At 36.3% G+C, this 22,694-nt stretch carries 18 protein-coding genes and 1 riboswitch; of the genes, 17 read left to right on the plus strand and 1 reads right to left on the minus strand.

The features are described from left to right. Positions 1-101 precede the first annotated feature (101 nt). Positions 102-881 carry a DUF4097 family beta strand repeat-containing protein gene (locus M2139_RS11605; protein ID WP_280739025.1) on the minus strand — a complete coding sequence of 260 codons (780 nt, stop codon included), beginning with the start codon at positions 879-881 and terminating at the stop codon, positions 102-104. A 356-nt stretch (positions 882-1,237) separates the two neighbouring features. Here M2139_RS11605 and glpK point away from each other — a divergent pair, with 356 nt between their 5' ends. The 17 genes from glpK to M2139_RS11690 all read left to right on the plus strand — a co-directional run bounded on the left by glpK (position 1,238) and on the right by M2139_RS11690 (position 22,674). Further along, on the plus strand, positions 1,238-2,758 hold the full coding sequence (gene glpK / locus M2139_RS11610) for a glycerol kinase GlpK (protein WP_280739026.1): 1,521 nt from the start codon (positions 1,238-1,240) through the stop codon (positions 2,756-2,758). Between the two features lie 82 nt (positions 2,759-2,840). Continuing rightward, a complete protein-coding gene (locus M2139_RS11615; RefSeq protein WP_280739027.1) occupies positions 2,841-3,950 on the plus strand; it encodes an Ldh family oxidoreductase in 1,110 nt (369 codons plus the stop codon). A gap of 92 nt (positions 3,951-4,042) precedes the next feature. Further along, positions 4,043-5,026 (plus strand): dihydroxyacetone kinase subunit DhaK, encoded by a 984-nt coding sequence (gene dhaK, locus M2139_RS11620; RefSeq protein WP_280739028.1) that lies wholly within the window; start codon positions 4,043-4,045, stop codon positions 5,024-5,026. A 48-nt stretch (positions 5,027-5,074) separates the two neighbouring features. Next, complete coding sequence (gene dhaL, locus M2139_RS11625; protein WP_280739029.1) at positions 5,075-5,656, plus strand: dihydroxyacetone kinase subunit DhaL; 582 nt, start codon at positions 5,075-5,077, stop codon at positions 5,654-5,656. After that, on the plus strand, positions 5,649-6,017 hold the full coding sequence (gene dhaM / locus M2139_RS11630) for a dihydroxyacetone kinase phosphoryl donor subunit DhaM (RefSeq protein WP_280739030.1): 369 nt from the start codon (positions 5,649-5,651) through the stop codon (positions 6,015-6,017). Before dhaL ends, dhaM begins: the two co-directional genes overlap by 8 nt. A 182-nt stretch (positions 6,018-6,199) precedes the next feature. Further along, entirely contained in the window at positions 6,200-6,862 is a 663-nt protein-coding gene (locus M2139_RS11635) for a TetR family transcriptional regulator (protein WP_280739031.1), read from the plus strand. 98 nt (positions 6,863-6,960) lie between these two features. Beyond that, positions 6,961-8,688 (plus strand): ABC transporter ATP-binding protein, encoded by a 1,728-nt coding sequence (locus M2139_RS11640; RefSeq protein WP_280739032.1) that lies wholly within the window; start codon positions 6,961-6,963, stop codon positions 8,686-8,688. Then, positions 8,685-10,571 carry an ABC transporter ATP-binding protein gene (locus M2139_RS11645; RefSeq protein ID WP_280739033.1) on the plus strand — a complete coding sequence of 629 codons (1,887 nt, stop codon included), beginning with the start codon at positions 8,685-8,687 and terminating at the stop codon, positions 10,569-10,571. The genes M2139_RS11640 and M2139_RS11645 overlap by 4 nt, the downstream gene beginning before the upstream one ends. Positions 10,572-10,771: 200 nt before the next feature. After that, entirely contained in the window at positions 10,772-11,404 is a 633-nt protein-coding gene (locus M2139_RS11650; protein WP_280739034.1) for a hypothetical protein, read from the plus strand. 196 nt (positions 11,405-11,600) lie between these two features. After that, a riboswitch (THF riboswitch) is annotated at positions 11,601-11,699 on the plus strand. Positions 11,700-11,838: 139 nt separating this feature from the next. Further along, entirely contained in the window at positions 11,839-12,369 is a 531-nt protein-coding gene (locus tag M2139_RS11655; RefSeq protein ID WP_280739035.1) for a folate family ECF transporter S component, read from the plus strand. Positions 12,370-12,622: 253 nt separating this feature from the next. Further along, entirely contained in the window at positions 12,623-13,564 is a 942-nt protein-coding gene (gene argF, locus M2139_RS11660) for an ornithine carbamoyltransferase (RefSeq protein ID WP_280739036.1), read from the plus strand. Positions 13,565-13,638: 74 nt separating this feature from the next. Beyond that, entirely contained in the window at positions 13,639-15,087 is a 1,449-nt protein-coding gene (locus M2139_RS11665) for an APC family permease (protein WP_280739037.1), read from the plus strand. A 153-nt stretch (positions 15,088-15,240) separates the two neighbouring features. After that, a complete protein-coding gene (locus M2139_RS11670) occupies positions 15,241-16,095 on the plus strand; it encodes an arginine deiminase family protein (protein ID WP_280739038.1) in 855 nt (284 codons plus the stop codon). A gap of 129 nt (positions 16,096-16,224) precedes the next feature. Further along, positions 16,225-17,166, plus strand: coding sequence for a carbamate kinase (gene arcC / locus M2139_RS11675; RefSeq protein ID WP_280739039.1), 942 nt, complete (start codon positions 16,225-16,227; stop codon positions 17,164-17,166). Positions 17,167-17,230: 64 nt separating this feature from the next. Then, positions 17,231-18,826, plus strand: coding sequence for a PucR family transcriptional regulator (locus tag M2139_RS11680; RefSeq protein WP_280739040.1), 1,596 nt, complete (start codon positions 17,231-17,233; stop codon positions 18,824-18,826). Positions 18,827-18,999: 173 nt separating this feature from the next. Next, positions 19,000-20,385, plus strand: coding sequence for a sodium:solute symporter (locus M2139_RS11685; protein ID WP_280739041.1), 1,386 nt, complete (start codon positions 19,000-19,002; stop codon positions 20,383-20,385). Positions 20,386-20,763: 378 nt separating this feature from the next. After that, positions 20,764-22,674 (plus strand): endonuclease MutS2, encoded by a 1,911-nt coding sequence (locus tag M2139_RS11690; protein ID WP_280739042.1) that lies wholly within the window; start codon positions 20,764-20,766, stop codon positions 22,672-22,674. Positions 22,675-22,694: the final 20 nt, after the last annotated feature.

A 22,694-nucleotide genomic window follows, 5' to 3' on the forward strand; every position in this document is an offset into this window, starting at 1 on the left:
AAAAAACAGAAATCCCACAAAACCATAATGGTTTTCATAGAATTTCTTTTTTTTGAAACTACGAACATAATTTACTTATGTCACAGCCCCTTTTTGTAGGATTAATCTTTTGTAAAATCAACCATGATGCTACCGTTAGTTGTTTCAATCTCTAAAATTTTCTTCGCGCTATTACTTGAATTTTTGGGTAAGTTACTTTTTGCATTGGTTGTTTTTGAAGTGATTTCAAAATCTTTTTGATGGCCGACAATATCACCAGAAACGGTGGCATTGGTGGTTTCAACCGATAAAGAATTAGTGATAGCTAAATTAGCGAAAATCACTTTACCATTAGTGGTTTCAATCGTACCGTCCGCAATTTCATTATCTTCTAAAAGCACCTTACCATTTGTCGTTTCGGACTCTAAATAATCTGAAAAATTACTGTTATTAATTTTGATTTCGCCGTTAGTGGTATTGATTTTAGCTTTTTCAACTTCGAGATTTTCAATCAGAACTTTACCGTTAGTAGTTTCTAAATCAAGTGAATCTAATTGTTGCTGAGGTATTTCAATGACTAAAGTTCTATCGGTGAAATCAAAATTTAGCCATGAAAAAAGAAAATTAAATGGGCGATTTCGTTTTTGAATAACTAAATGCTCTCTTTTTAAAGAAATATCATAATCATTTTGTTGATTTTCTTGATAATAAACTGTTAAAGAATCTTTTTTTCTATCAGTGCCGATAACTTGTACTTGGATATTTTTATCTTCAATTGCGATTGTTGAAACAGCTGCATCTGCTTCAAAAACCCCATCATTTTTTTGTGATTGTGAGCGTAAGCGGAAAACCGCAAAAATCAACGCTAATATTAATAGGAAACGAACAACATTTTTTCTCATAGAACTCCACCTTATTTTTATTTAATAATTATCTGCTTTTTGACTAACTTGTATAGTTTAACATTAAATCTTAAATTAGTTTAACTAATTTATAAAAAAGTTACATTAGGCTTAAGTCTGATATTTGCTAAAATGTTAGATAATTGTTGTCTTTGCTTTTTAGGAGAAAAATCCCGACAAAACACGAAAAATATGGTATCCTTAATGGTAGAGGATGTTATCTGAATACGCAAATGAAAGCGTTTGTAAAAAAGCTGTAATGGTCAGGGAAATCAAAGCACTACAGGGTGGTGAAACAAGGGATGGTTTGATTTTTTGCTGATTTACAATGAATAAAAGAGAAAGAAGGGGAATCTATGTCAGAAGAGCAGTACATTATGTCAATTGACCAAGGGACCACTAGTTCACGGGCAATTATTTTTAACAAAGAAGGCAAGCCAGTTGGTAGTTCCCAAAAAGAATTCACGCAATATTTTCCGAAAGCAGGTTGGGTGGAGCATAATGCCAATGAGATTTGGAATTCAGTGCAGTCGGTTATCGCTGGATCGTTAATTGAAAGTGGCTTAAAACCACATCAAATTGCAGCAATCGGCATTACCAATCAGCGCGAAACAACTGTTGTTTGGGAGAAAGAAACTGGCCAACCGATTTATCCCGCAATTGTTTGGCAATCGAAACAAACTAATGAAATTGCTGACAGTTTAAAAGCGGCCGGCCATCAAGAGTTAATTAAAAGTAAAACGGGTTTGATTATCGACTCTTATTTTTCTGCTACCAAAGTTAAGTGGATTTTGGATCATGTAGAAGGGGCTAGAGCAAGAGCTGAAAAAGGTGAATTACTGTTTGGTACGATTGATACTTGGTTGGTTTGGAAATTAACTGGTGGCAAATCTCACGTAACTGATTACACGAACGCCAGCCGGACGATGATGTACAATATTTTTGAGCTGAAATGGGATGACGAAATTTTAGCTTTATTAGATATTCCGAAGGTGATGTTGCCAGAAGTTCGTTCGAACTCAGAAATTTATGGCTACACGGAAGATTATCATTTTTATGGTCATAATGTACCAATTGCCGGTATGGCTGGGGATCAGCAAGCGGCTTTATTTGGACAAACCGCTTTTGAAAAAGGCATGGTGAAAAATACTTATGGTACTGGCGCCTTTATTATTATGAATACTGGTGATCAAGGGATTGTTTCTGAAAATGGCTTGTTAACCACGATTGGTTATGGCATCGACGGAAAGATTACTTATGCGCTAGAAGGAAGTATTTTCGTTGCCGGTTCTGCGATTCAATGGTTAAGAGATGGTTTACGGCTATTCAGCCAAGCTCCTATGTCAGAAGATTATGCGGCACGGGTAGCTGATAGTGATAATGTTTATGTGGTACCTGCCTTTACTGGCCTAGGTGCACCTTATTGGGATCAAGAAGCTCGCGGGGGGATTTTCGGTTTAACGCGGGGCACAACCAAAGAACATTTTATCCGGGCAACTTTAGAATCAATGGCTTATCAAACTACCGATGTTGTGAAAACTATGGCAAAAGATGCCAATACAGAAATTAAAATTTTGCGAGTTGATGGCGGTGCTTCAAAAAATGATTTATTGATGCAATTTCAAGCGGATATTTTACAAACACCAGTTGAACGTGCAGGCTATTTAGAAACAACTGCTTTAGGAGTAGCTTATTTGGCAGGCTTAGCGGTTGGTTTCTGGAAAGATTTAGCTGAAATCAAAGCCTTTAATGAAACTGGCAAACGCTTCGAGCCAGAGATGGATCCAGCGGTTTGCGAAAACCTATATGAAGGCTGGCAAGAAGCCGTTCAAGCAACCATGCAATTTAAACACCGTCCCTTAGAAGAAAAGAAATAAAAGAAAGATTCTTACTATTATAAATATAAATTTAGTAGAACCGTAATTATTGAAAGATTCAAACTAACAAGGAGCGATTAAAATGACACAAGATATAGCTTATGAAAGTTTTGAACGATTAGAAGAGTTTATGGTTTTAGGTTTTAAAGCAGCTGGCGTACCAGCTGAAGATGCTGCCATTTGTGCAAAAGTTTTAATAGAATCTGATAAACGGGGGATTGATTCCCACGGTGTCGGACGTTTTAAACCAATTTATATTGATCGTATTGAAGATGGTATTTTATTTACAGAAACTAAGCTAGAAGTTGTTAGAGAAACCAAAACCACCGCTGTTGTCGATGGTCATGATGGCATGGGCCATGTGATTGGGGTTAAGGCGATGGAGTTAGCGATTGCTAAAGCCAAAGAATACGGTATGGGGATGGTTGCCGTGCGCAACTCTAGCCATTACGGAATTGCCGGCTACTATCCTTTAATGGCAGCCGAAGCTGGCATGATTTGCTTTACCGGTACCAATGCGCGACCATCAATTGCGCCGACTTTTGGGGTAGAAAATATGTTAGGAACTAATCCTTTAACGGTCGGTTTCCCTACTGATGAAGCATTTCCTTTCGTGCTAGATTGTGCAACTTCCATTACCCAACGGGGGAAAATTGAACATTATGCCCGTATTGGCAAAACAATGCCTTATGGCTGGGTGATTAACGAAAAAGGCGAAGCGGTTACTGATCCCGATGTAGCTTTAGAAGGGTTGGTTAAAGGCACTTGTGCGTTAACACCGCTGGGGGGAATTGGTGAAGAGTTGGCTGGCTATAAAGGTTATGGCTATGCAACGATTGTTGAAATATTATCGGCTGCTTTGCAAGGGGGCAATTTCCTTCATCAATTAACCGGTCTGAGTGCCACAGGTGAAAAACAACCATATCATTTAGGGCATTTCTTTATGGCAATTGATATTGAAGCTTTTACCGATGTGGCTGATTTTAAGAAAACCGCTGGCGATATTTTACGAGCATTGCGGGCTTCTAAAAAAGCTGAAGGGGCTGAACGAATTTATACTGCCGGTGAAAAAGAATATTTGGCTTTCTTAGAGCGCTCTGAAACCGGAGTACCTTTAAACAAAGCTGTTCGAGATTCCTTAACAACGGTTCGAGATAACTATCAAATTGATTTCCGTTTCAGTTGGGAATAAAAAGCAGCGTTAACTTATAAAAATAGAACAGAAAGTTTATCAGCAGCTTTCTGTTCTAACTATTTAAATTTGGAAATGAGGTTGAAGCGTCAATGAAGAAAATAATTAATGATCCGAAAAATATTTTGCCAGAAATGTTAGCAGGTTTAACGGCAGCTTATAGCGATTTAATTGAATTAGTGCCAGAAACTTCTGTAATTAAACGCAAAGAAAATGCGAAACAAGTTGCTTTAGTTAGTGGTGGCGGCAGCGGTCATGAACCAGCCCATGCTGGTTTTGTTGGCGATGGTATGTTAAGCGCAGCAGTTTGCGGGCAAGTGTTTACGTCACCCACGCCGGATCAAGTTTTTGAAGCGATTCAAGCTACCGATATTGGTGAAGGCGTCGTTTTAATTATTAAAAATTATTCTGGCGATGTCATGAATTTTGAAATGGCGAAAGATATGGCTGAGATGGAAGATGTTGAAGTAGGTGTGGTGTTGGTTGATGACGATATCGCTGTTGAAAATAGTACCTTCACCCAAGGACGTCGCGGCGTTGCCGGCACCGTTTTAGTGCATAAAATTTTAGGAGCAATGGCTCGCAAAGGGGCTTCAGTTAAAGAAATCGAAGCTTATGGCAGCGAATTAGTTGCTAAAATTAAAACAGTCGGAATCGCTTTATCAGGAGTAATTGTTCCTGAAGTTGGTAAACCAGGTTTTGTTTTGGCTGATGATGAAATGGAATATGGCGTTGGTATCCATGGTGAGCCCGGTTATCGCCGTGAAAAAATTAAAAGCTCACAAGAGATGGCAGCGGAAATCGTTGAAAAATTGAAAGCTGAATTTAATTGGCAAGCTGGTGAAAGCTATGGGGTTTTAGTCAATGGTATGGGAGCGACACCGTTAATGGAGCAATTTATTTTCTTTAACGATGTGAAAAATATTTTAGCCAAAGAAAGCATCACGATTTCCTTTAGTAAAGTTGGCAATTACATGACTTCATTAGAGATGGCTGGTCTTTCTTTAACAATGATAAAAACTGACGAAGCAATTGTTCAAGCATTAAATGAACCTGTCACAACGATTAGTTGGTAAACTGTTAACAGGTTGGGAGCGAAATCAAAAGTAAGAAAGGATGGTTGAATGTTTACACAAGAAAAATTAACTATTGCCATTACAAAATTTAACGAAAAAATTCAAGAAAATCGCGAATATTTAAGCGAGTTAGATACCCCGATTGGTGATGGCGATCATGGCAATAATATGGCTCGTGGAATGGAAGCAGCGATGGCGGCCGGTATTACCGGCGATTGCAGTCAACAATTTAAACAATTAGCCATGACTTTAATCGGTAAAGTCGGTGGCGCTTCTGGCCCCCTCTATGGCACCGCCATGATGGAAATGAGTAAAGCTAGCAAAGATTCCAGTGATCCCGTAGTGATTTTAACAGCTGGTATTGCCGGTATTGAAAAACGTGGGCGGGCAACATTAGGAGAAAAAACTATGTTAGATTTATGGATTCCCACCGTAGAAGCTTTGAAAAACCAGCAATTAACCGCTGAAAAATTAAATGAACTAGTGGAAGCCACTAAAGATTTACTGGCGACAAAAGGCCGGGCTTCTTATGTAGGTGAGCGTTCCATCGGCCATATTGATCCTGGCGCCATGTCTTCAAAATATTTCTTTGAAGCCTTGCTAGAAGCGGAGGTGTTTACAGATGACTAAAGGAATTATTTTAGTTTCTCACGTTGAAGAGATTGCTCAAGGCTTAGCAAAATTAATTAAAGAAGTAGCCGCTGATGTACCCTTAACCATCGCTGGTGGGACTGAAGATGGTGGTATCGGAACTTCTTTTGAAAAAATTAGTGCTGCTTTTGAAGCAAATTCCAGTAGCGAATTAGTGGCGTTTTATGATTTAGGGAGTGCCAAAATGAATTTAGAGATGGCGATGGAAATGACGGAGAAAGAAGTCATTTTGTTAGATGTGGCTTTGATTGAAGGCGCCTATACGGCAGCAGCTTTATTACAAGTCGATACGCCTTGGAAAGAAATCGCCAGTCAGCTAGAGAAATTGAAAATTAAATAAAGCATAATAAAAAACAGCGTAGCTTTAAATTAAGCTATTCTGTTTTTTATTTATGATTGAAAACGATTGTAAATGAAAATTTTTTAATAAAAGCAGCTTTATGAGTTGCATGTTTATTTTTTTTGCGGTAAAATGACACAATGTCATATGACGGTGTGTCATAATAGAAAGGAGGAAGCAACATGCCGACAGAAACATTTCTAAATCTACCGATAGAAAAACAACAGCGACTAATGGAAGCCGCGAAAATAGAGTTTTCTCGCGCGCCGCTAAAAGAAGCTTCGATAGCTAACATTATTAAGTTGGCTGGGATTCCACGGGGAAGTTTTTATCAGTATTTTACGGATAAGGAAGATTTATACTTCTATTATTATGATCAGTTGCAACGGGATACGCGACTTGAGTTTGAAGAAGCGTTGATTGCTGCCGATGGTGATATTTTGCAAGCAGCAGATGTTTATTTCGTAAAAATGATGACAGAAGTTTTAACTGGCGAGAACACAGCTTTCTTCAAAAATTTATTTATGAGCATGGACTATCATTCTTCCCGTCGCGTGACGAGAGACTTGGATTTTCCTGAAAATGAAAGACCCATGAAACATAAACATCATCATCGAGAAATTCATAGTTTGTGGCGTTTAGTTAATCAGGAGGCCTTATGTTTTGAAAATTCACGAGAATTTGCGATGTTTATACGCACCTTAATGACAGTAGTTTTTATGGTAGTTTCTCATGGTTATCGCCGTTTAGGTGTTGATGAAAACTATCGGGTAGAAGATTCAATTGCTGAATTTAGAACACAATTAAATTGGTATCGCCAAGGAATCTACAAGCAAGATGATTAGTTAGTCGTTCATATTCTGTTCATATTGCAAGAGTAGTATAAATATCCTTGTGCACTCATTTTTTTGTAAATTACGATTTTTTAAAGGGAGGAATTTTAATGGTTAAAATCTTTAAACGAATTACGCCAGTGGCTTTTATCGCTGCGGTTTTGTTTATGATTGTACAGGTTATGTCAGATTTGTACTTACCAACCTTGACGTCCAACATTATTAATAATGGTGTGGCGACAGGAGATATTGATTATATTTGGCAAACTGGACTTTATATGGTGGGCTTTTCTGTGATTAGTATTATTGCAGCCATCGGGAACACTTTTTTTGCAACAAGGGAATCTCAGCGCTTAGGGAAAAACTTACGAACTGAGATTTATCAAAAAGCTGAAAAAATGTCAAAAAATACTTTTGATAAATATGGAACAGCTTCATTAATCACGCGGACTACTAATGATGTCACGCAAATTCAAATGGTTACCCAAATGTTTTTACGAATGATGATTAATGCACCAATTACTTTAATCGGTGCCAGTTTTATGGCTTATCAAAAAGATGCTGAATTAACGAAAGTCTTTTTAGTAGTTATTCCGATTATGATTGTTTTAGTCGGCACTATCATGTATTTTGCAGTGCCATTATTTAAGAGCATGCAAAAGAAAACCGACCGTTTGAACTTAGTTTTTCGTGAAGGTTTAACTGGGGTGCGGGTAATTCGAGCTTTTAACAAAGGTAAATATGAAGAAAATCGTTTTGACGATGCCAATAAAGATTACACACAAACTGCAATTAAAGTAAATACCATTGTTTCGGTAATGATTCCTGTCATGACTCTTATTATGAGCGGAACAAATATTGCGATTACTTGGTTTGGTGGTCATTATATTGCGGAAATGCAATTAGAAGTAGGGAATTTAATTGCTTTCATGACTTATGCGATGCAAATTTTAATGAGCTTCATGATGTTAGCGATGATTTTCATTATGGTACCAAGAGCACAAGCTTCTGCTGATCGGATTAATGAAGTTTTAGATGAAGCTGATGAAGTTGTGGATGTTAAACAACCACAAACAATTAGCTTAGCTAAAAAAGCTACCACTTTAACTTTTGATCATGTGAACTATCGTTACGCAGGTGCGGAAGATTTGGCTTTAACCGACATTGATTTTTCTGCTAAATCAGGTGATGTCGTAGCTATTATCGGGGGAACAGGTTCAGGTAAAACGACTTTAGTTAACTTGTTGCCACGATTATATGATATTGAATCAGGTAAAATTTTATTAAATGGTATTGAGATTGCACAAGCAACACAAGCCAATTTACGTGATTTAATTGGTTTTGTACCACAAAAAGCTGTGTTGTTTTCAGGAACGATTCGTGAAAATATGCAATATGGTAAAGCCGATGCTACTGACGAAGAAATTTGGCGAGCATTAGCTATTGCTCAAGCGAAAGATTTTGTTGAAAATCTTGAAGAAGGTTTAGATAGTCACGTTGAACAAGGTGGCGGAAACTTTTCTGGTGGACAACGTCAGCGTTTAGCAATTGCCCGCGCTTTAGTGAAAGATGCAGACTTATATGTTTTTGATGATTCTTTCTCTGCTTTGGACTTTAAAACAGACGGTTTATTAAGAGCTGCTTTAAAACAAGAAGTGACTGACAGTATTATTGTTTTAGTTGCGCAACGAGTAAGTACAGTAATTGATGCCGATACGATTCTTGTTTTAGATGAAGGTCGCGTGGTGGGTAAAGGAACTCATGAAGAATTATTAGCGAATAATGAAACTTATCAAGAAATTGTTCATTCACAATTGAGAGAGGAGGAAATTGCATGAGTAAATCCTCAAATGAAACACCAAAAAGTCAACCAATGCGTGGCGGCGGTGGACCTGGACGGAATATTGGTGTAAGTGGACCAAAAGCCAAAAACTTTGGCGGTACGGTTAAACGTTTATTAGGTTATATGAGTAAACGTTTAGGAGCAATTATTGCAGTTTTGGTATTAGCAATTGCCTCCGTTATTTTCCAAATTCAAACACCGAAAGTTTTAGGGAAAGCAACAACTGAAATCTTTAACGGTGTGATGAAGGGCGTTCAACAAATGCAGCAAGGGCAAGCTGTCAAAGAATTTCCAATTGATTTTGATAAAATTGCGCAAATTATTTTCACTGCCATTGCTATGTATTTAGTTTCAGCAGCCTTTAGTTTCTTGCAACAATTTATTATGACAAGAGTTTCACAACGGACGGTTTATGAATTACGACAAGATTTTGAATCAAAAATGAATCGTCTGCCAATTTCTTATTTTGATAGCCATACCAACGGGGATATTATGTCACGGGCAATTAATGATATGGATAATATCGCTGGGACTTTACAACAAAATTTGACCCAATTAATTACCAGTACTGTCATTTTAATTGGTGTTTTAGCGATGATGTTATCAATTAGTTGGCAATTGACTTTAGTTGCTTTAGTGACTGTTCCTTTAAGTTTAATCGTAGTTATGGTGGTTGCACCAAAATCACAAGGCTTTTTCTCAACTCAACAAAACAGTCTTGGTCTATTAAACAACCAAGTTGAAGAAACTTATGCTGGTCATACGGTTGTTAAAACTTTCAACCATGAAAATGCTAACCAAGAAGTTTTTGAAGTTGAAAACGAAAAATTATATGAGTCTGGTTGGAAAGCCCAATTTATTTCTGCCATGATTATGCCTTTGATGAATTTCATTAAAAACTTAGGTTACGTCTTTGTAGCGGTTTTAGGTGGGATTAAAGTTGCTAATGGGAATATGGATTTAGGGGATGTGCAAGCATTCTTACAATATACAAACCAATTTTCACAACCAATTACGCAAATTGCTAGCTTAATCAATACTATTCAATCAACTGTAGCTTCTGCAGAACGGATTTTTGAAGTATTAGATGAAGATGAAATGGATAATGAAGTTTCTGGTTTACCAGTTGAAGAAAATTCACCATATAAAGTGCGTTTTGAAAATGTACAATTTGGTTATAATGAACAAGAGTTATTGATGACCGGCTTTGATTTAGATGTGAAATCCGGCCAGATGGTAGCGATTGTCGGGCCAACTGGTGCTGGTAAAACAACCTTAATTAACTTGTTAGAGCGTTTCTACGACGTTAGTGGCGGTAGTATTCGCTATGAAGGTCAAGATATTCGTGATATTAGTCGCGAAGATTTACGTCAACATTTTTCAATGGTTTTACAAGATACTTGGCTATTTACCGGTTCTATTTATGATAATATTAAATATGGTAATGAATCAGCTAGTCATGAACAAATTATTGCAGCGGCTAAAGCAGCCCACGTTGATGAGTTCGTTCATAAATTACCAGATGATTATCGCACAGTTTTAAATGAAGATGCTAGTAATATTTCTCAAGGGCAACGTCAGTTAATTACGATTGCCAGAGCATTTTTAGCAAATCCGGATGTTTTAATTTTAGATGAAGCAACATCTAGCGTAGATACCCGGACGGAAGTTTTAATTCAAAAAGCTATGAATCGCTTATTGGAAAATCGGACAAGTTTCGTAGTAGCCCATCGTTTATCAACAATTCGCGATGCCGACAATATTATTGTTATGAATCACGGTTCAATTGTTGAAACCGGAAATCACGATCAATTAATGGCTCAGAATGGCTTCTATGCTGACTTATACAACAGTCAATTTTCAGAAGAAGAGGAATAATTTAGTAGAAAAAGATGAAGAAAAAACTTTTTTCTCATCTTTTTCTATTTTTTTTGAAAAAAAGGCACTAAAAGTTCAAAAAATTCGTTATAATTAGTAGGATAGGAAAATTTTTATTGAATTGATAGAAACTATTTTTTTAATGTCTTATCAATTTAAACAAATAAACATGATTTTTTGAAATTAGAAGGGATAAGCTAGTGAAATTACTAATTACTTGTGGCGGATTTTTGCTATCTTTTATTTTAGGATTTTTATATTTTAAAAATGAAAGAAAGTATAAGCGAGAAGAAAATGCCAAAGAGGATTTAATCAAAGAGATTAAAGAAATAGATTTATTCGAAAGAAGATTATATGCTTATGCTTGCCCCTTAAGAAGTTACGTGTTAACTGGTGTGGTGTTGGGAGATTTCGATCAGGATAATTATCCTTGGTTGTTGCAATATAATCAGTTGGATCAAGAGAAAAAAGAATATTTAACTTTTGTCTTAGCAGAATATTTCGGTGTTACCAATCGGCGCACGTTGGAAATTTCAATTGAAGAGTTTCTGGATTTAGATAAAGAACGCAACAGCACCTATAAAGCCAGCGTCATTTTATTTTTATTAACTTCAGCTGCTGACTTAAGATTTATTACTCGCTATGAGTTAATGAACGAAGGGGAAAAATTCTTACCAAAACGCATGTCTCGCATGGAATACTTAAATGAATTTCTTCTTGGCTACCGCCATAGCGTTGTTAATCAGTTAATTGAAAGAAAAATTTTAAAAGAGCATGTTTATCATTTAATGAAAGATGAATTCAGCCCTTTAAGATTTATTAGCAAATACTAAAATCAACTCTCAAACTTTGAAAAAAGTTTTGAGAGTTTTTTCTTTCGAGATGTAGGATGAGTTTATTTCGCTTTTTGGGTAACCCAGCTGAGTGGGTTAGCTCTCTTCAAAATAATGAGCCCACTCCTCTTTTATGCAACAAAGTAGCAATTTTCTGAAAAATGTGTTATATTCTTTTTGGGTTTAACCTGATTAAAACAGAGTAGGAAATAAAGCGTTAAGTGCTGAGGGGATGGGATGTTGCCTTTCGGACGAAGAATCATTGATTCGCGGTTTTATTTTCGCATTCGCTGCATATTCAAATTTAGCTGCAGGGATGGAATCGACAAGGATACTCACTTGGATGAACCAGATGCCTACAGTATTTTTGTTTATGACTATTCTTTGCTGGCTTTATGGACCATGTAGCAACTCTATTAAGGAGATGCTAAGAAATGAAAAAACAACTAACTGCTCATTCGATTGCGATTATGGGGTTACTAATTGCACTGCAAATCGTGCTTTCCCGAATCATAGCAATCGAAACCCCGTTTCTGAAGATTAATGCTGGTTTTATCCCGATGATTATTTTAGGGGCTCTTTTTGGCCCGTTTTGGGCGGGAACAGCAAACGTGCTGGCAGATTTTGTTGGGATGACACTTTTTGCTAGAGCACCATTTTTCTGGGGGTTTTCTTTTAACGCTTTTGTTGAAGGGGCAATTTATGGGTTCTTTTTTTATAAAAAAGAGATGACTTTAAAAAGAGCGATTTTAGCAACAACGACGATTACCTTATTAATTAGTCTATGTTTAACGCCTTTATGGCTAGCCCTTATGTATAAAGTTCCGCTATTTGATTGGGCTATTTGGGGACCACGCTTAATAAAGACGATTGTGGGCTTTCCAATTCGGGTAGGTTTAACTTATTTGGTTGGGAAAAATATCCCTTATCAAGAAATGACCAAAAAATCTTTATTTAAAGCTTAATAAAACTTCTGAAAAAGCCTCTACATCCCAGAGGCTTTTTTTGTTGTGACGATTTTGATAAATAATTTGTCCATTTCTACAATTTGAACACGTCAAATAGGAGCTTTCGACAATTGAAGAAAGTAAGCGGTTTCTTTAGAATGAGAATATAAGTTGAAGCTTCAACCAAACTAAAAGAGTTTTCTTTTCAAAAGGCCTTTGGAAAGAAAAAAATATTACTAATACTATGAAATGAACAAGGAGGATTTTTGTAATGAGAGACAAATTTCGTGGAAGAGACTATTTAGGACTTAAAGATTTTACTAAAGAAGAAATGAATGAACTTATTGAACTTACTCAAGATTTAAAACGTAAATGGGTAATGGGAGAACCACATGCTTATTTAAGAGATCGCTCTTTTGGGATGATTTTTGAAAAGAAAAGTACTCGTACGAGAAATTCATTCCATGCGGCAGCAACTGCTTTAGGCGCACAATCTTTCTATCTACGTCCCGACGAATTACAAACAAGTCGTGGCGAACCAATTAAAGATACTGCACGGATTATCGATAGATATTTTGATGGTTTATATATTCGGACTTTTGGTCATGAAATTGTTGAAGAATTTGCTCAATATATGAAAAATCCCGTTATTAATGCCTTAACTGCTTTAGAGCATCCTTGTCAAGGTTTGACTGACTTAGTAACGATTAAGGAGAAAAAAGGTGACTTTAAAGGCTTGAAAGTTTGTTATGCTGGTGATGTTTACAATGTATGTCATTCATTAATGATTGGTTCAGCAATGTTCGGAATGGATATTTATGTGGCTGCTCCTAAAGGCTATGATCCTGATCCAGAAATTTTACGAGTTGCTAATGAACATGCAGCTGTTTCCGGCTCTAAAGTAATTGTAACACAAGACTTTGATGCTGCTTTGAAAGATGCTGATGTTGTTTACGGTAATACATGGCATAGTATGGGTGAAAACGAAGAACAAAAAGAACAACGGATTAAAGACTTTATGCCATATCAAATTAATAAACAAGCGATGGAAAAAGCGCGTAAAGATGCAATCTTTATGCATTGCTTACCAGGTTATCGTGGGGAAGATATGACTGATGAAGTTATTGAAGGCTCTCAATCTGCTGTTTGGGATCAAGGGGAGAATCGCATGCATACAGTTAAAGCGGTCCTTGTTGCAACGACAATTAAGTAGAAAGTCATTTGAAGTGGGGTATTAAATCATACATATACCCCAGCTTCAATCTTTCGGATTGGAGGTGAAGGGTTATGTCTGAACAACCACAAACTGGTGGCGATAAAGGAAATTTATCTAAATCAATCAGTCTTTGGGGTTATTTAGGAATGGGAATTGGGGCTGTTTTTGGCGCTTCTTGGTTATTGATGACAGGAATCTGGCTTGATGCAGCCGGTGGGCCAATGAATGCTTTGCTAGCTTTTATTGCTTGTTTCTTAGTAGAACTGCCACTCGTTCTGGCTTATTATGAAGCTGTACCTATGATACCGTTAGCTGGTGGTGAATTATCTTATGCTTATTTAAGCTTTGGTAATTTCATCGGGATGTTAGTTGGCTGGTTTGGTGTTTTAGTAAATATTATTTTATGTGCCTGGGAAGTTTTAGCTATCACACGGATGCTCTCTTATCTTGTTCCGCAAATCGGACAAGCTACGCCGTTATATACAGTAGGAGGCGCCCCTGTTACGATAGTCTCTATTTTATTAGGTTTGTTGTTAGTAGTGGGGATTGGCGCACTTCAATATCGGGGCACTAAATTATCTTCTAAATTTTCTACCATTAATACGGCGATTATTATTACTTTAGCATTAATTTGTGTGGTAGTAGGTTTCCTGCATTTTGATATTGCTAATATGCAACCTCTACAAACAAAGAATACCTTTGAAGGCACTTTGAGCTTATTATCCATGTTACCTTTTTCAATTGCTGGTTGGGAAACAATTTCTAAAGGAGCACAAGAAGCTTCTTCTGGTGTATCAGTTAAAAAAATTGGCCTATCAGTAGTTATTTCGGTAGCAGTAGCAATTACTATGTATATCTTAACTTTGATTGTGCCTACAGGTTTAATGCCTTGGCAAGAAATGTCAGGAGCAACTGCTCCCTTTGCAGAAGCTATGAATCGCGTAGGGCTACCAATTTTAGGTACTTTACTTTTATTTGCAGCTTGTTTAGGGGTAGTGGGAGTTTATAATGCCGTTTTCTTTGGCGCTACCCGTTTGTTGTATTCCCTTGGTGAATATGGCTTAATTCCAAAATCGTTTACTAAACTTCACTCAAAATATAAAACACCAACAACAGCAATTTTTTTCGTATCACTGATTGCTGCAGTGGTTTTATTCTTCGGACAATCACTGTTTGTGCCGTTAGTTAATGTTGCTGCTGTTGCCTACATTGTACTTTGGGGTTCTACTTTATTTTCTGTTATTCGTTTACGAAGCAAATATCCTAAATTAAATCGCCCGGTAAAAATGCCTGGGGGTAAGCCGATGATGATTTACGGAAGTCTTGTTTCAATTGTCTTGCTGTTTTTAATGCTTGTTCCCGGAAGTCCTGCAGCGTTAAATTGGCCATCTGAATATATTTTATTGGTTGTTTTATTACTGTTAGGAATCACCCTGTACTTTTTCCGCGACAAGAGTATGTCAGAAGCAGAACGTTCAGAATTAATTTTAGGGAATATTAGTGACGAAATTGATAATTAGCAATTTCTTAAAAGAAAAATTAACACTATGAAATGAACAAGGATGCCAGTTCCACTTATCTAGGTGTATTAGTGGAATGGTATACGGTGTGAAAATCAAACTAATTTTTTTGAAAAAATTAATACTATGAAATGAACAAGGAGGAAAAAAATAATGGCAAAAAAAATCTGGAATAACAGCGCAACAACACCACTGAAGAAAGTTATTTTATGTCCACCCACTTATCATGAATTTCAGCCAATTAATGTAATTACTGAAAAATGGTTAGAAGAAGGTTTAAAATCAGACCACTCTAAAGCCATGGCTGAGCATGCAGAATTAGTGAAAGCCTATGAAGATAACGGCGTTGAAGTTATTTTGATGGATCCAGATCCGGATTTAGCTTATGAAGTATACGCACGAGATTTTGGTGCAAGTATTGCTGAGGGCGTAATTATGGGAGCTTTCAGAGAGCCGATTCGTAAAGGTGAATCAGCAGCCTATGAAGCAAAATTAAAAGAAATTGGCGTACCGGTAGTTGCTAGAACGACAGCTGGCGCATTTGAAGGCGGCGATTTCTGGTTTTTAGATGAATATACAATTGCACATGGGGTAATTGCACGGACTGACTGGGATGGCTACAACAGTGTTGCCCGTCAAATGCAAGAGCTTGGCTACACTACGGTAGGCGTAGAATGTGAGCGAGAAAATCTGCATTTAGATATGTGCTTCAATATTGTCGGTGAAAAAATCGCGGTAGTTTGTAAAGAAGCTTTACCAAAATGGTTTGTGCGGATGTTGGAAAAACGTGGCTTTACTTTAATTGATGTGCCACAAGAAGGTGTTTTCCGTCATCATTGTAACTTACAAAATATCGGAAATAATAAAGTTATTTCTTTCAAAAATAATGTTGATGTCAATAAACAAATGCGTGCTTTAGGTTTAGAAGTAATTGAAATTAATTTAGATGAAATCTTAAAAGGTGGCGGAGGCCCGCACTGTATGACTTTCCCACTAGAACGCGGCTAAATTTAAAGTGAGTAGCCTAAGTAGTTAGGAAATCTACAGTAAAGCTGAAGCGAACAAGATGCTGTTTGTTTCAGCTTTTTTTGAAATGCTCTAAGTGGCTTAAAAAATGAAATAACGGGGGGAGAAAATATGCCAAAACAAAAAATTGTGATTGCGCTTGGGGGAAATGCTATTTTATCAAAAGATGCTAGTGCCAAAGCACAACAGCAAGCTTTAGAGACAACAGCCAAGTATTTGACAGGCTTTATTAAGCAAGGTCATCAATTGATTATTTCCCATGGGAATGGTCCGCAAGTGGGGAATTTATTGTTGCAACAAGCAGCGACAGATAATGAAAAAAATCCAGCGATGCCACTAGATACTTGTGTGGCAATGACTGAAGGTAGCATTGGTTACTGGTTACAAAATGCGCTACAAAATCAGTTGAAGCAAGAAAAGCTTGAAAAAGATGTTTTATCAGCCGTCACGCAAGTGATTGTTGATGAAATGGATCCAGCTTTTAAAAAACCAACTAAACCAGTAGGACCATTTTTAACAAAAGAAGAAGCTGAACAAGCAGCAAAGGATAGCGGAGCAACTTTTGTTGAAGATGCTGGTCGAGGCTGGCGCAAAGTTGTTGCTTCGCCTAAACCAATTGCGATTAAAGAAGCCAACGGAATTAAAAAAATGATTGAAGAAGATATCGTTGTGATTTGTACTGGTGGTGGGGGGATTCCGGTTATTGAAACGGCTGAAGGCTTAGTTGGAACAGAAGCGGTAATAGATAAAGATTTTGCTTCTGAAAAACTTGCGGAGTTAGTTTCAGCTGATTTATTTATTATTTTAACTGGTGTTAAATATGTTTATATAGATTTCAATACGCCACAACAAAAGAAATTAACTAAAGTAAGTGTAGCAGAGTTAGAGGGCTATATTGCTGAAAATCAATTTGCACCAGGCAGTATGTTACCAAAAATTCAAGCAGCGATTGAATTTGTAGAAAAAGTCCCTCATGGCAAAGCGGTAATTACCTCCTTAGAAAATATTTCTGCCTTATTAGATGGGGAATCTGGCACAGTTATTTACAAATAAACAGCCTCTTTATGAATGTGATGTGATAGAATTAATTACATGATAGAAAGGGGGAGTTGTATAAATGTTTCCACAACTAAATGAAATTTTAACATTAATAGAATTGTCTAAATTGAAGATTTTAGCTGGTGAAGAAGGCTTAGCAAATGAAGTTAAATTTGTGACGGTTATGGATAATCCAGATATTGTTTATTGGTTGGAAGAAAATGAATTATTGTTAACAAATGGTTATTTTTTGAAAGATTATGATGATAAACAAATGATTCATTTTATTGATGAGTTAGCTTCACGAAATATTGCTGCTTTATTTATAAAATTTAAGCGCTTTATTATGAAGTTACCCGCTTCGGTTTTGGAGTATGCTGATGCAATTGGTTTTCCGATTGTGGAAGTGCCCGTTGAAATGAGCTGGACCAATATCTCAGAACCAATTAACCGTTACTTAAATGAACGACAGTTTTATTTTCTTCACCAAGCCATGAGTCTTAGAGATGATTTGTTGAAATTAATTTTATCTGGTGGAACATTAAACGAACTCTGCAATCTTTGTGGTGATGCAGTCGGCAAAGAGCTAGCGATTCTTGATGTTAAGATGAAAGAAGTTGCTAGTTCCAAAGCATTTAACTGGCCCCTTTTTAAAGAAAATAATTTGTCTATCCAGAAAAAACATCGGTATACTTTACCGATTGATGAGTTAATTAAATATGAACACTATTCAATTACAACGGATGAAGAGACTTTTTTCTTATTACCGATTAAATATGATGCTGATGTTTGGGGCTATATTGTATTAGAAACTTCAATCTTTAAACCGTTAATCTATGCGGATTTAGCTAAAACAGAGCAACTAGCAGCTTTATCAGTTGTGGAAATTTCTAAGTTACAAGAGCTTAAAAAAATTGAAGGAAAATATTATCGAGAATTTATTTCTCATTTGATTAATGGCGAAATTCAGACTTTAGATGAAATTATTCTTCGTGGCAAACAATTAGGCCGCACAATTTATGATGAATACATTGTTTGTGTAGTAGAAAGAAAGCCTAACAACAATATAGATGATTTTCTCGAACAGTTAAAAATGATGCTTAGAAAAAGTCAGTTAATTAAAGAGTGTCTTTATTTGGAGAAAAAGGATAGCTATCTTTTTTTAATACCTGTTCTTACAGAAAGTCAAACTAGTTATCACTTGCTGTATAAGTTGCTAAGTCAAAAAAATCAGATAGGAGTTAGTACTCCGCATTCAGTAATTGAAATTCCTAAAGCTTATAAAGAAGCGAAATTTGCTTATTCTTGTAAGGAATTAATGAAAGATAATCAAGTCTTTTTTGCTGATACTGGTTTATTGCAACTCTTCTTTACAGAAAAAGAAACTTTGAATCACAGTTTTATGCGAGAGTATTTTGATACATTAATTAAGCCGTTAATGACCTATGATCAACAAAATAATACCGAGCTTGTAAAAACTTTACGGGTTTTTATTAATAAAAATCTAAGTGTCCATCAGACGGCCAGTGAGTTATATATTCATGAAAATACCTTACGTTCGCGAATTAAGAGAATAGAGATTGTAACAAATAAAAATTTACAATCCATGCATGATGTTTTTCAGTTAATGTTAGGTTTGTATATTGAAAAATTTATTACCAAGGAAATTAAATAAATAGAACTTTACCCTCGAAATAAATTGCTTTTGTGGACATTACATAATAAAAACAAGGTCTGCAAAAGTTAAAAAAGAGATAGATGGATAAGTCTTTCATCTAAGCGACCAATAATGACCTCTAGTTTTTTGTGAACGTATTCAAAAGGATAAGAGAGAGGTGTTCTGTTATTATGAAAGTTTTAGATACAATAATTATGGTAGGCTACTTTCTATTAATTTTTGCGATTGGAATTTTTGGCGCTAAAAAAGCCAGCTCTTCTGAAGATTTTGCTGTGGCTGGTCGGCGATTAGGCTTACCCATGTATACTGGCTGTATTATCGCTGTAGTTTTAGGTGGTGCTTCAACCATTGGCTCTACCGGACTAGGCTATCAATACGGAATTTCCGGTGCTTGGTTAGTTTTTATGTTAGGGCTGGGTTTAGTTTTAATTGCAGTTTTCTTTATTGAAAAAATTGTAAATTTGAAAGTTCTAACGATTAGTGAATTTTTAGAGCGTCGTTTTGATAGTAAAGCTCAATGGATTAGTGCGATTGTAGCTGCCATTTATGCCTTAATGGTTTCAGCTACTCAAATTATTTCTTTAGGAACAATTTTACAATCCATTTTAGGCTGGGATCCAAAACTAAGTATGTTAGTTGTGGGTTGTTTAGTTTTTGCCTACACAGTTCTTGGGGGGATGTGGGCCTTAACTATGACGGATTTTATTCACTTTATCATTATTACCGTGGGCATTCTCTTTTTACTTTTACCTTTTTCCATTCATCAAGTAGGAGGAATAGATAAATTAATTTCAGAAATTCCTGAAAGTTATTTATCTGTTTCGGCAATTGGTTGGGATACGATTTTTCAATATTTCTTACTTTATGGCTTAGGAGTAATTATCGGACAAGATATTTGGCAACGAGTATTTACTGCTAAAGATACTAAAACTGCTAAACGAGGAACAGTTTTAGCAGGGATTTATAGTATGGTTTACGGTGTAGCAGTTGCGATTATTGGGATGTGTGCTTTTATAGCTTTGCCACAAATCACTAACTCGCAGACCGTTTTCTCGCAAGCAGCTATCGACTTTTTACCACCAGGTATTACTGGGATTGTTTTAGCGGCGGTGGTAGCAGCCTTAATGTCAACTGCTTCAGGAACTTTGTTGGCTTCAGCCACTTTGTTAACTAATGATTTATTTGCGCCTTATTTAAAGAAAAGAAAGCAAGAATTTGATTATGTCAAAACAACTCGTTGGATTACAGCGGTTTTAGGCGGAGTTGCTATTTTAGTAGCGATTTTGGTGGGAAATATTATCTCAGCGTTGAATATTGCTTATTCATTTTTAACTGGGACTTTGTTTGTGCCAATTATAGCGGCCTTTTTCTTAAAAAAAGTAACGGCTAAAACGGTTACTGCCGGGATTTTAGTTAGCTTTATGGCGGTTTTAGTTTCGTTAATTATTTTCACTCCAGATTCCTTACTACCGATTTTAATCGGTATTGCGATTAATGTGGTAATCATCGTCTGTTCATTTTTATTTCCACAAAAGACTAGTGAAAATAAAAAATGACTTGAAGTTTTAGAAAAGACCATGTAGAATAAAAATGTTAGCAAGAATAAAAAAAGCTATTATTTTATAGTAAATAGGGAGTACTTTTGGTGAGTGTAGCGCGTATCTAATTAAGCAATTGAATGATCAAATAAACCTGGTTTATTTGATATGCCTTTAGATACCTGTTGATTATCAAATTATTTTGTTAGTTATGGCGATAGGTAAACTATCGCCTTTTTGTATACTCAAAATTAAATTTATCTTTAGAATATCAGCTTTATTCATGCTTGCAACTGCTCTGTTGTGAAAAATAGGGCACGGATTTAAAAATCTGTAGAGTATTATTTTTAAACAGGTGTCTATTTCATAAAAAATATAAAAAAAGGAATAGATAAAATGAATCAACAACTATTAGAAATTACCCAATATATAGAAATTAAACAACGGTGGCAGCAACTGGCGATTAGTGATGCCGCTAAAGAAATTATTGAACAGCGGGATCCTTCCAGTTCATTGGCGGCGGTTAATCGTTGGTTAGATGAATCGGCAGAAGCGATGCTATTGCTAGATTCTGGGCAGCATGTTCCTTTTATGGGCTTAACGCGGATTCAACAATTGACCACTAAAATTGAAAAAGGTATGATTTTGGAGCCGACAGAATTACTAGAGTACGGTGATTTTCTGCGGAGTTTCCGTTTGATTTCAAAATTGTTTGCCAAAAATCAATATCAAACGCCGTTGTTATATCGCTACACTAATTCTTTAGTAAGTTTTACTAGCGTAGAGGAAATTATCAATAGTAGCGTTCAAGGAAATCATTTGGCGGATGAAAATTTTCGGGAGTTGCGAAAAATTCGTGGGCAAGTTCGTAAACTTGAAAAAGAAATCCAACAAAAATTAGCTAAATATCTGAAAAACAGCGGAAGTACTAGCTATTTGCAAGATAAGATGATTTTAATGAAGGATGATCGTTATACATTACCTGTCCGAATTGAATTCAAAAATAAAATTGCAGGGAATATTATTGAAACTTCCAATAAAGGGACAACAGTTTATATTGAGCCCCATGATGTTAGCAAATTAAACGACCAATTGGTTTTGGCGAAAAGTAGCGAAGTTGCAGAAGTTTATCAAATTTTAGCCTATTTGACTGGCTTGATTGCGGAAAAACTAATGGAAATTAATTTCTGTAAAGAAACTGTTGTGGAATTAGATATTATTTTTGCTCGGGGGAAATTGAGCCGAGCCTTAGCTGGCAGTAAACCTTTAGTTAATCAAGAAGATCGTCTTGTCTTTAAAGGCGTGAAGCACCCGTTATTAGGTAACGATGCTGTGCCGCTAAGCTTAGAGCTAGGAACTACAGCGCGTGGTCTGATTATTACCGGACCCAATGCTGGTGGGAAGACGGTAGTTTTAAAAACAATTGCTTTAACTTGTCTATTAACCATGTCAGGGATTTTTGTTGCCAACCAACCGGGAACGGAAATTGCGATTTTCAAAGAAATCTTTTTAGATATTGGGGATCAACAAAGTTTACCCAATTCTTTAAGCACTTTTTCTGGCCATATGCAGCATATTTCCGAAATTTTACAAGCTGCCAAGCAGCAAACTTTAGTTTTAGTAGATGAAATTGGCAGTGGCACTGAACCGAAGGAAGGGGCGGCGCTAGGGATTGCCATTATGGGAAAACTTTATCGCAAAGGGGCGTTAATTGTCGCTACCACGCACTATGGGGAAATTAAGGACTTCGCTTTACAGCATGAAGATTTTGTCACAGCGGCAATGGCCTTTGATGTTGCGACTCTTTCGCCAAAATATCAATTATTAATGAATAAAGTTGGCGATAGCAACGCCTTTTGGATTGCGAAAAAAATGGTGATTAGTGAAGATGTCTTAATCCAAGCCAAAAACTTTTTAACTGATGAAACTTATCCAACTGCTAAAAAAACATTTAAGTATCAACAAAAATCGCAAACTACGCAGGATGTTGAAACTACGCCGAAGTTTCAACAAGGCGATCGGGTTTTAGCGAAAGATTTAAAACAAGTGGGCTTATTTTATGAAGCTTTAGAAAATAATTTTTCCAGTATTTATATTGAAGGAACTTTTCATAAAGTCTTGAATCGCCGTTTGGAGCTACAAGCTCGAGTTGCTGATTTATACCCGGCAGATTATGATTTGAATCAGCTTTTTACTAGCTTTAGTGAAAGAAAGCAGCAACGTGATCTTGAACGGGGTTCTAAAAAAGCTCAGAAAAAATTAGATAAAGAAGCCCGTGCTCGCAAAGCCCAGTTATCAAAAGAATAAAGAATGAAAAACAGCCAGTT

The sequence above is a fragment of the Enterococcus sp. PF1-24 genome, from assembly GCF_029893325.1.
Lineage (GTDB): Bacteria > Bacillota > Bacilli > Lactobacillales > Enterococcaceae > HY326.

Bases quoted from the DNA above. Each gene is read 5' to 3' on its own strand.
- M2139_RS11605 (WP_280739025.1), bottom strand. From the start codon at position 881: ATGAGAAAAAATGTTGTTCGTTTCCTATTAATATTAGCGTTGATTTTT.
- glpK (WP_280739026.1), top strand. From the start codon at position 1,238: ATGTCAGAAGAGCAGTACATTATGTCAATTGACCAAGGGACCACTAGT.
- M2139_RS11615 (WP_280739027.1), top strand. From the start codon at position 2,841: ATGACACAAGATATAGCTTATGAAAGTTTTGAACGATTAGAAGAGTTT.
- dhaK (WP_280739028.1), top strand. From the start codon at position 4,043: ATGAAGAAAATAATTAATGATCCGAAAAATATTTTGCCAGAAATGTTA.
- dhaL (WP_280739029.1), top strand. From the start codon at position 5,075: ATGTTTACACAAGAAAAATTAACTATTGCCATTACAAAATTTAACGAA.
- dhaM (WP_280739030.1), top strand. From the start codon at position 5,649: ATGACTAAAGGAATTATTTTAGTTTCTCACGTTGAAGAGATTGCTCAA.
- M2139_RS11635 (WP_280739031.1), top strand. From the start codon at position 6,200: ATGCCGACAGAAACATTTCTAAATCTACCGATAGAAAAACAACAGCGA.
- M2139_RS11640 (WP_280739032.1), top strand. From the start codon at position 6,961: ATGGTTAAAATCTTTAAACGAATTACGCCAGTGGCTTTTATCGCTGCG.
- M2139_RS11645 (WP_280739033.1), top strand. From the start codon at position 8,685: ATGAGTAAATCCTCAAATGAAACACCAAAAAGTCAACCAATGCGTGGC.
- M2139_RS11655 (WP_280739035.1), top strand. From the start codon at position 11,839: ATGAAAAAACAACTAACTGCTCATTCGATTGCGATTATGGGGTTACTA.
- argF (WP_280739036.1), top strand. From the start codon at position 12,623: ATGAGAGACAAATTTCGTGGAAGAGACTATTTAGGACTTAAAGATTTT.
- M2139_RS11665 (WP_280739037.1), top strand. From the start codon at position 13,639: ATGTCTGAACAACCACAAACTGGTGGCGATAAAGGAAATTTATCTAAA.
- M2139_RS11670 (WP_280739038.1), top strand. From the start codon at position 15,241: ATGGCAAAAAAAATCTGGAATAACAGCGCAACAACACCACTGAAGAAA.
- arcC (WP_280739039.1), top strand. From the start codon at position 16,225: ATGCCAAAACAAAAAATTGTGATTGCGCTTGGGGGAAATGCTATTTTA.
- M2139_RS11680 (WP_280739040.1), top strand. From the start codon at position 17,231: ATGTTTCCACAACTAAATGAAATTTTAACATTAATAGAATTGTCTAAA.
- M2139_RS11685 (WP_280739041.1), top strand. From the start codon at position 19,000: ATGAAAGTTTTAGATACAATAATTATGGTAGGCTACTTTCTATTAATT.
- M2139_RS11690 (WP_280739042.1), top strand. From the start codon at position 20,764: ATGAATCAACAACTATTAGAAATTACCCAATATATAGAAATTAAACAA.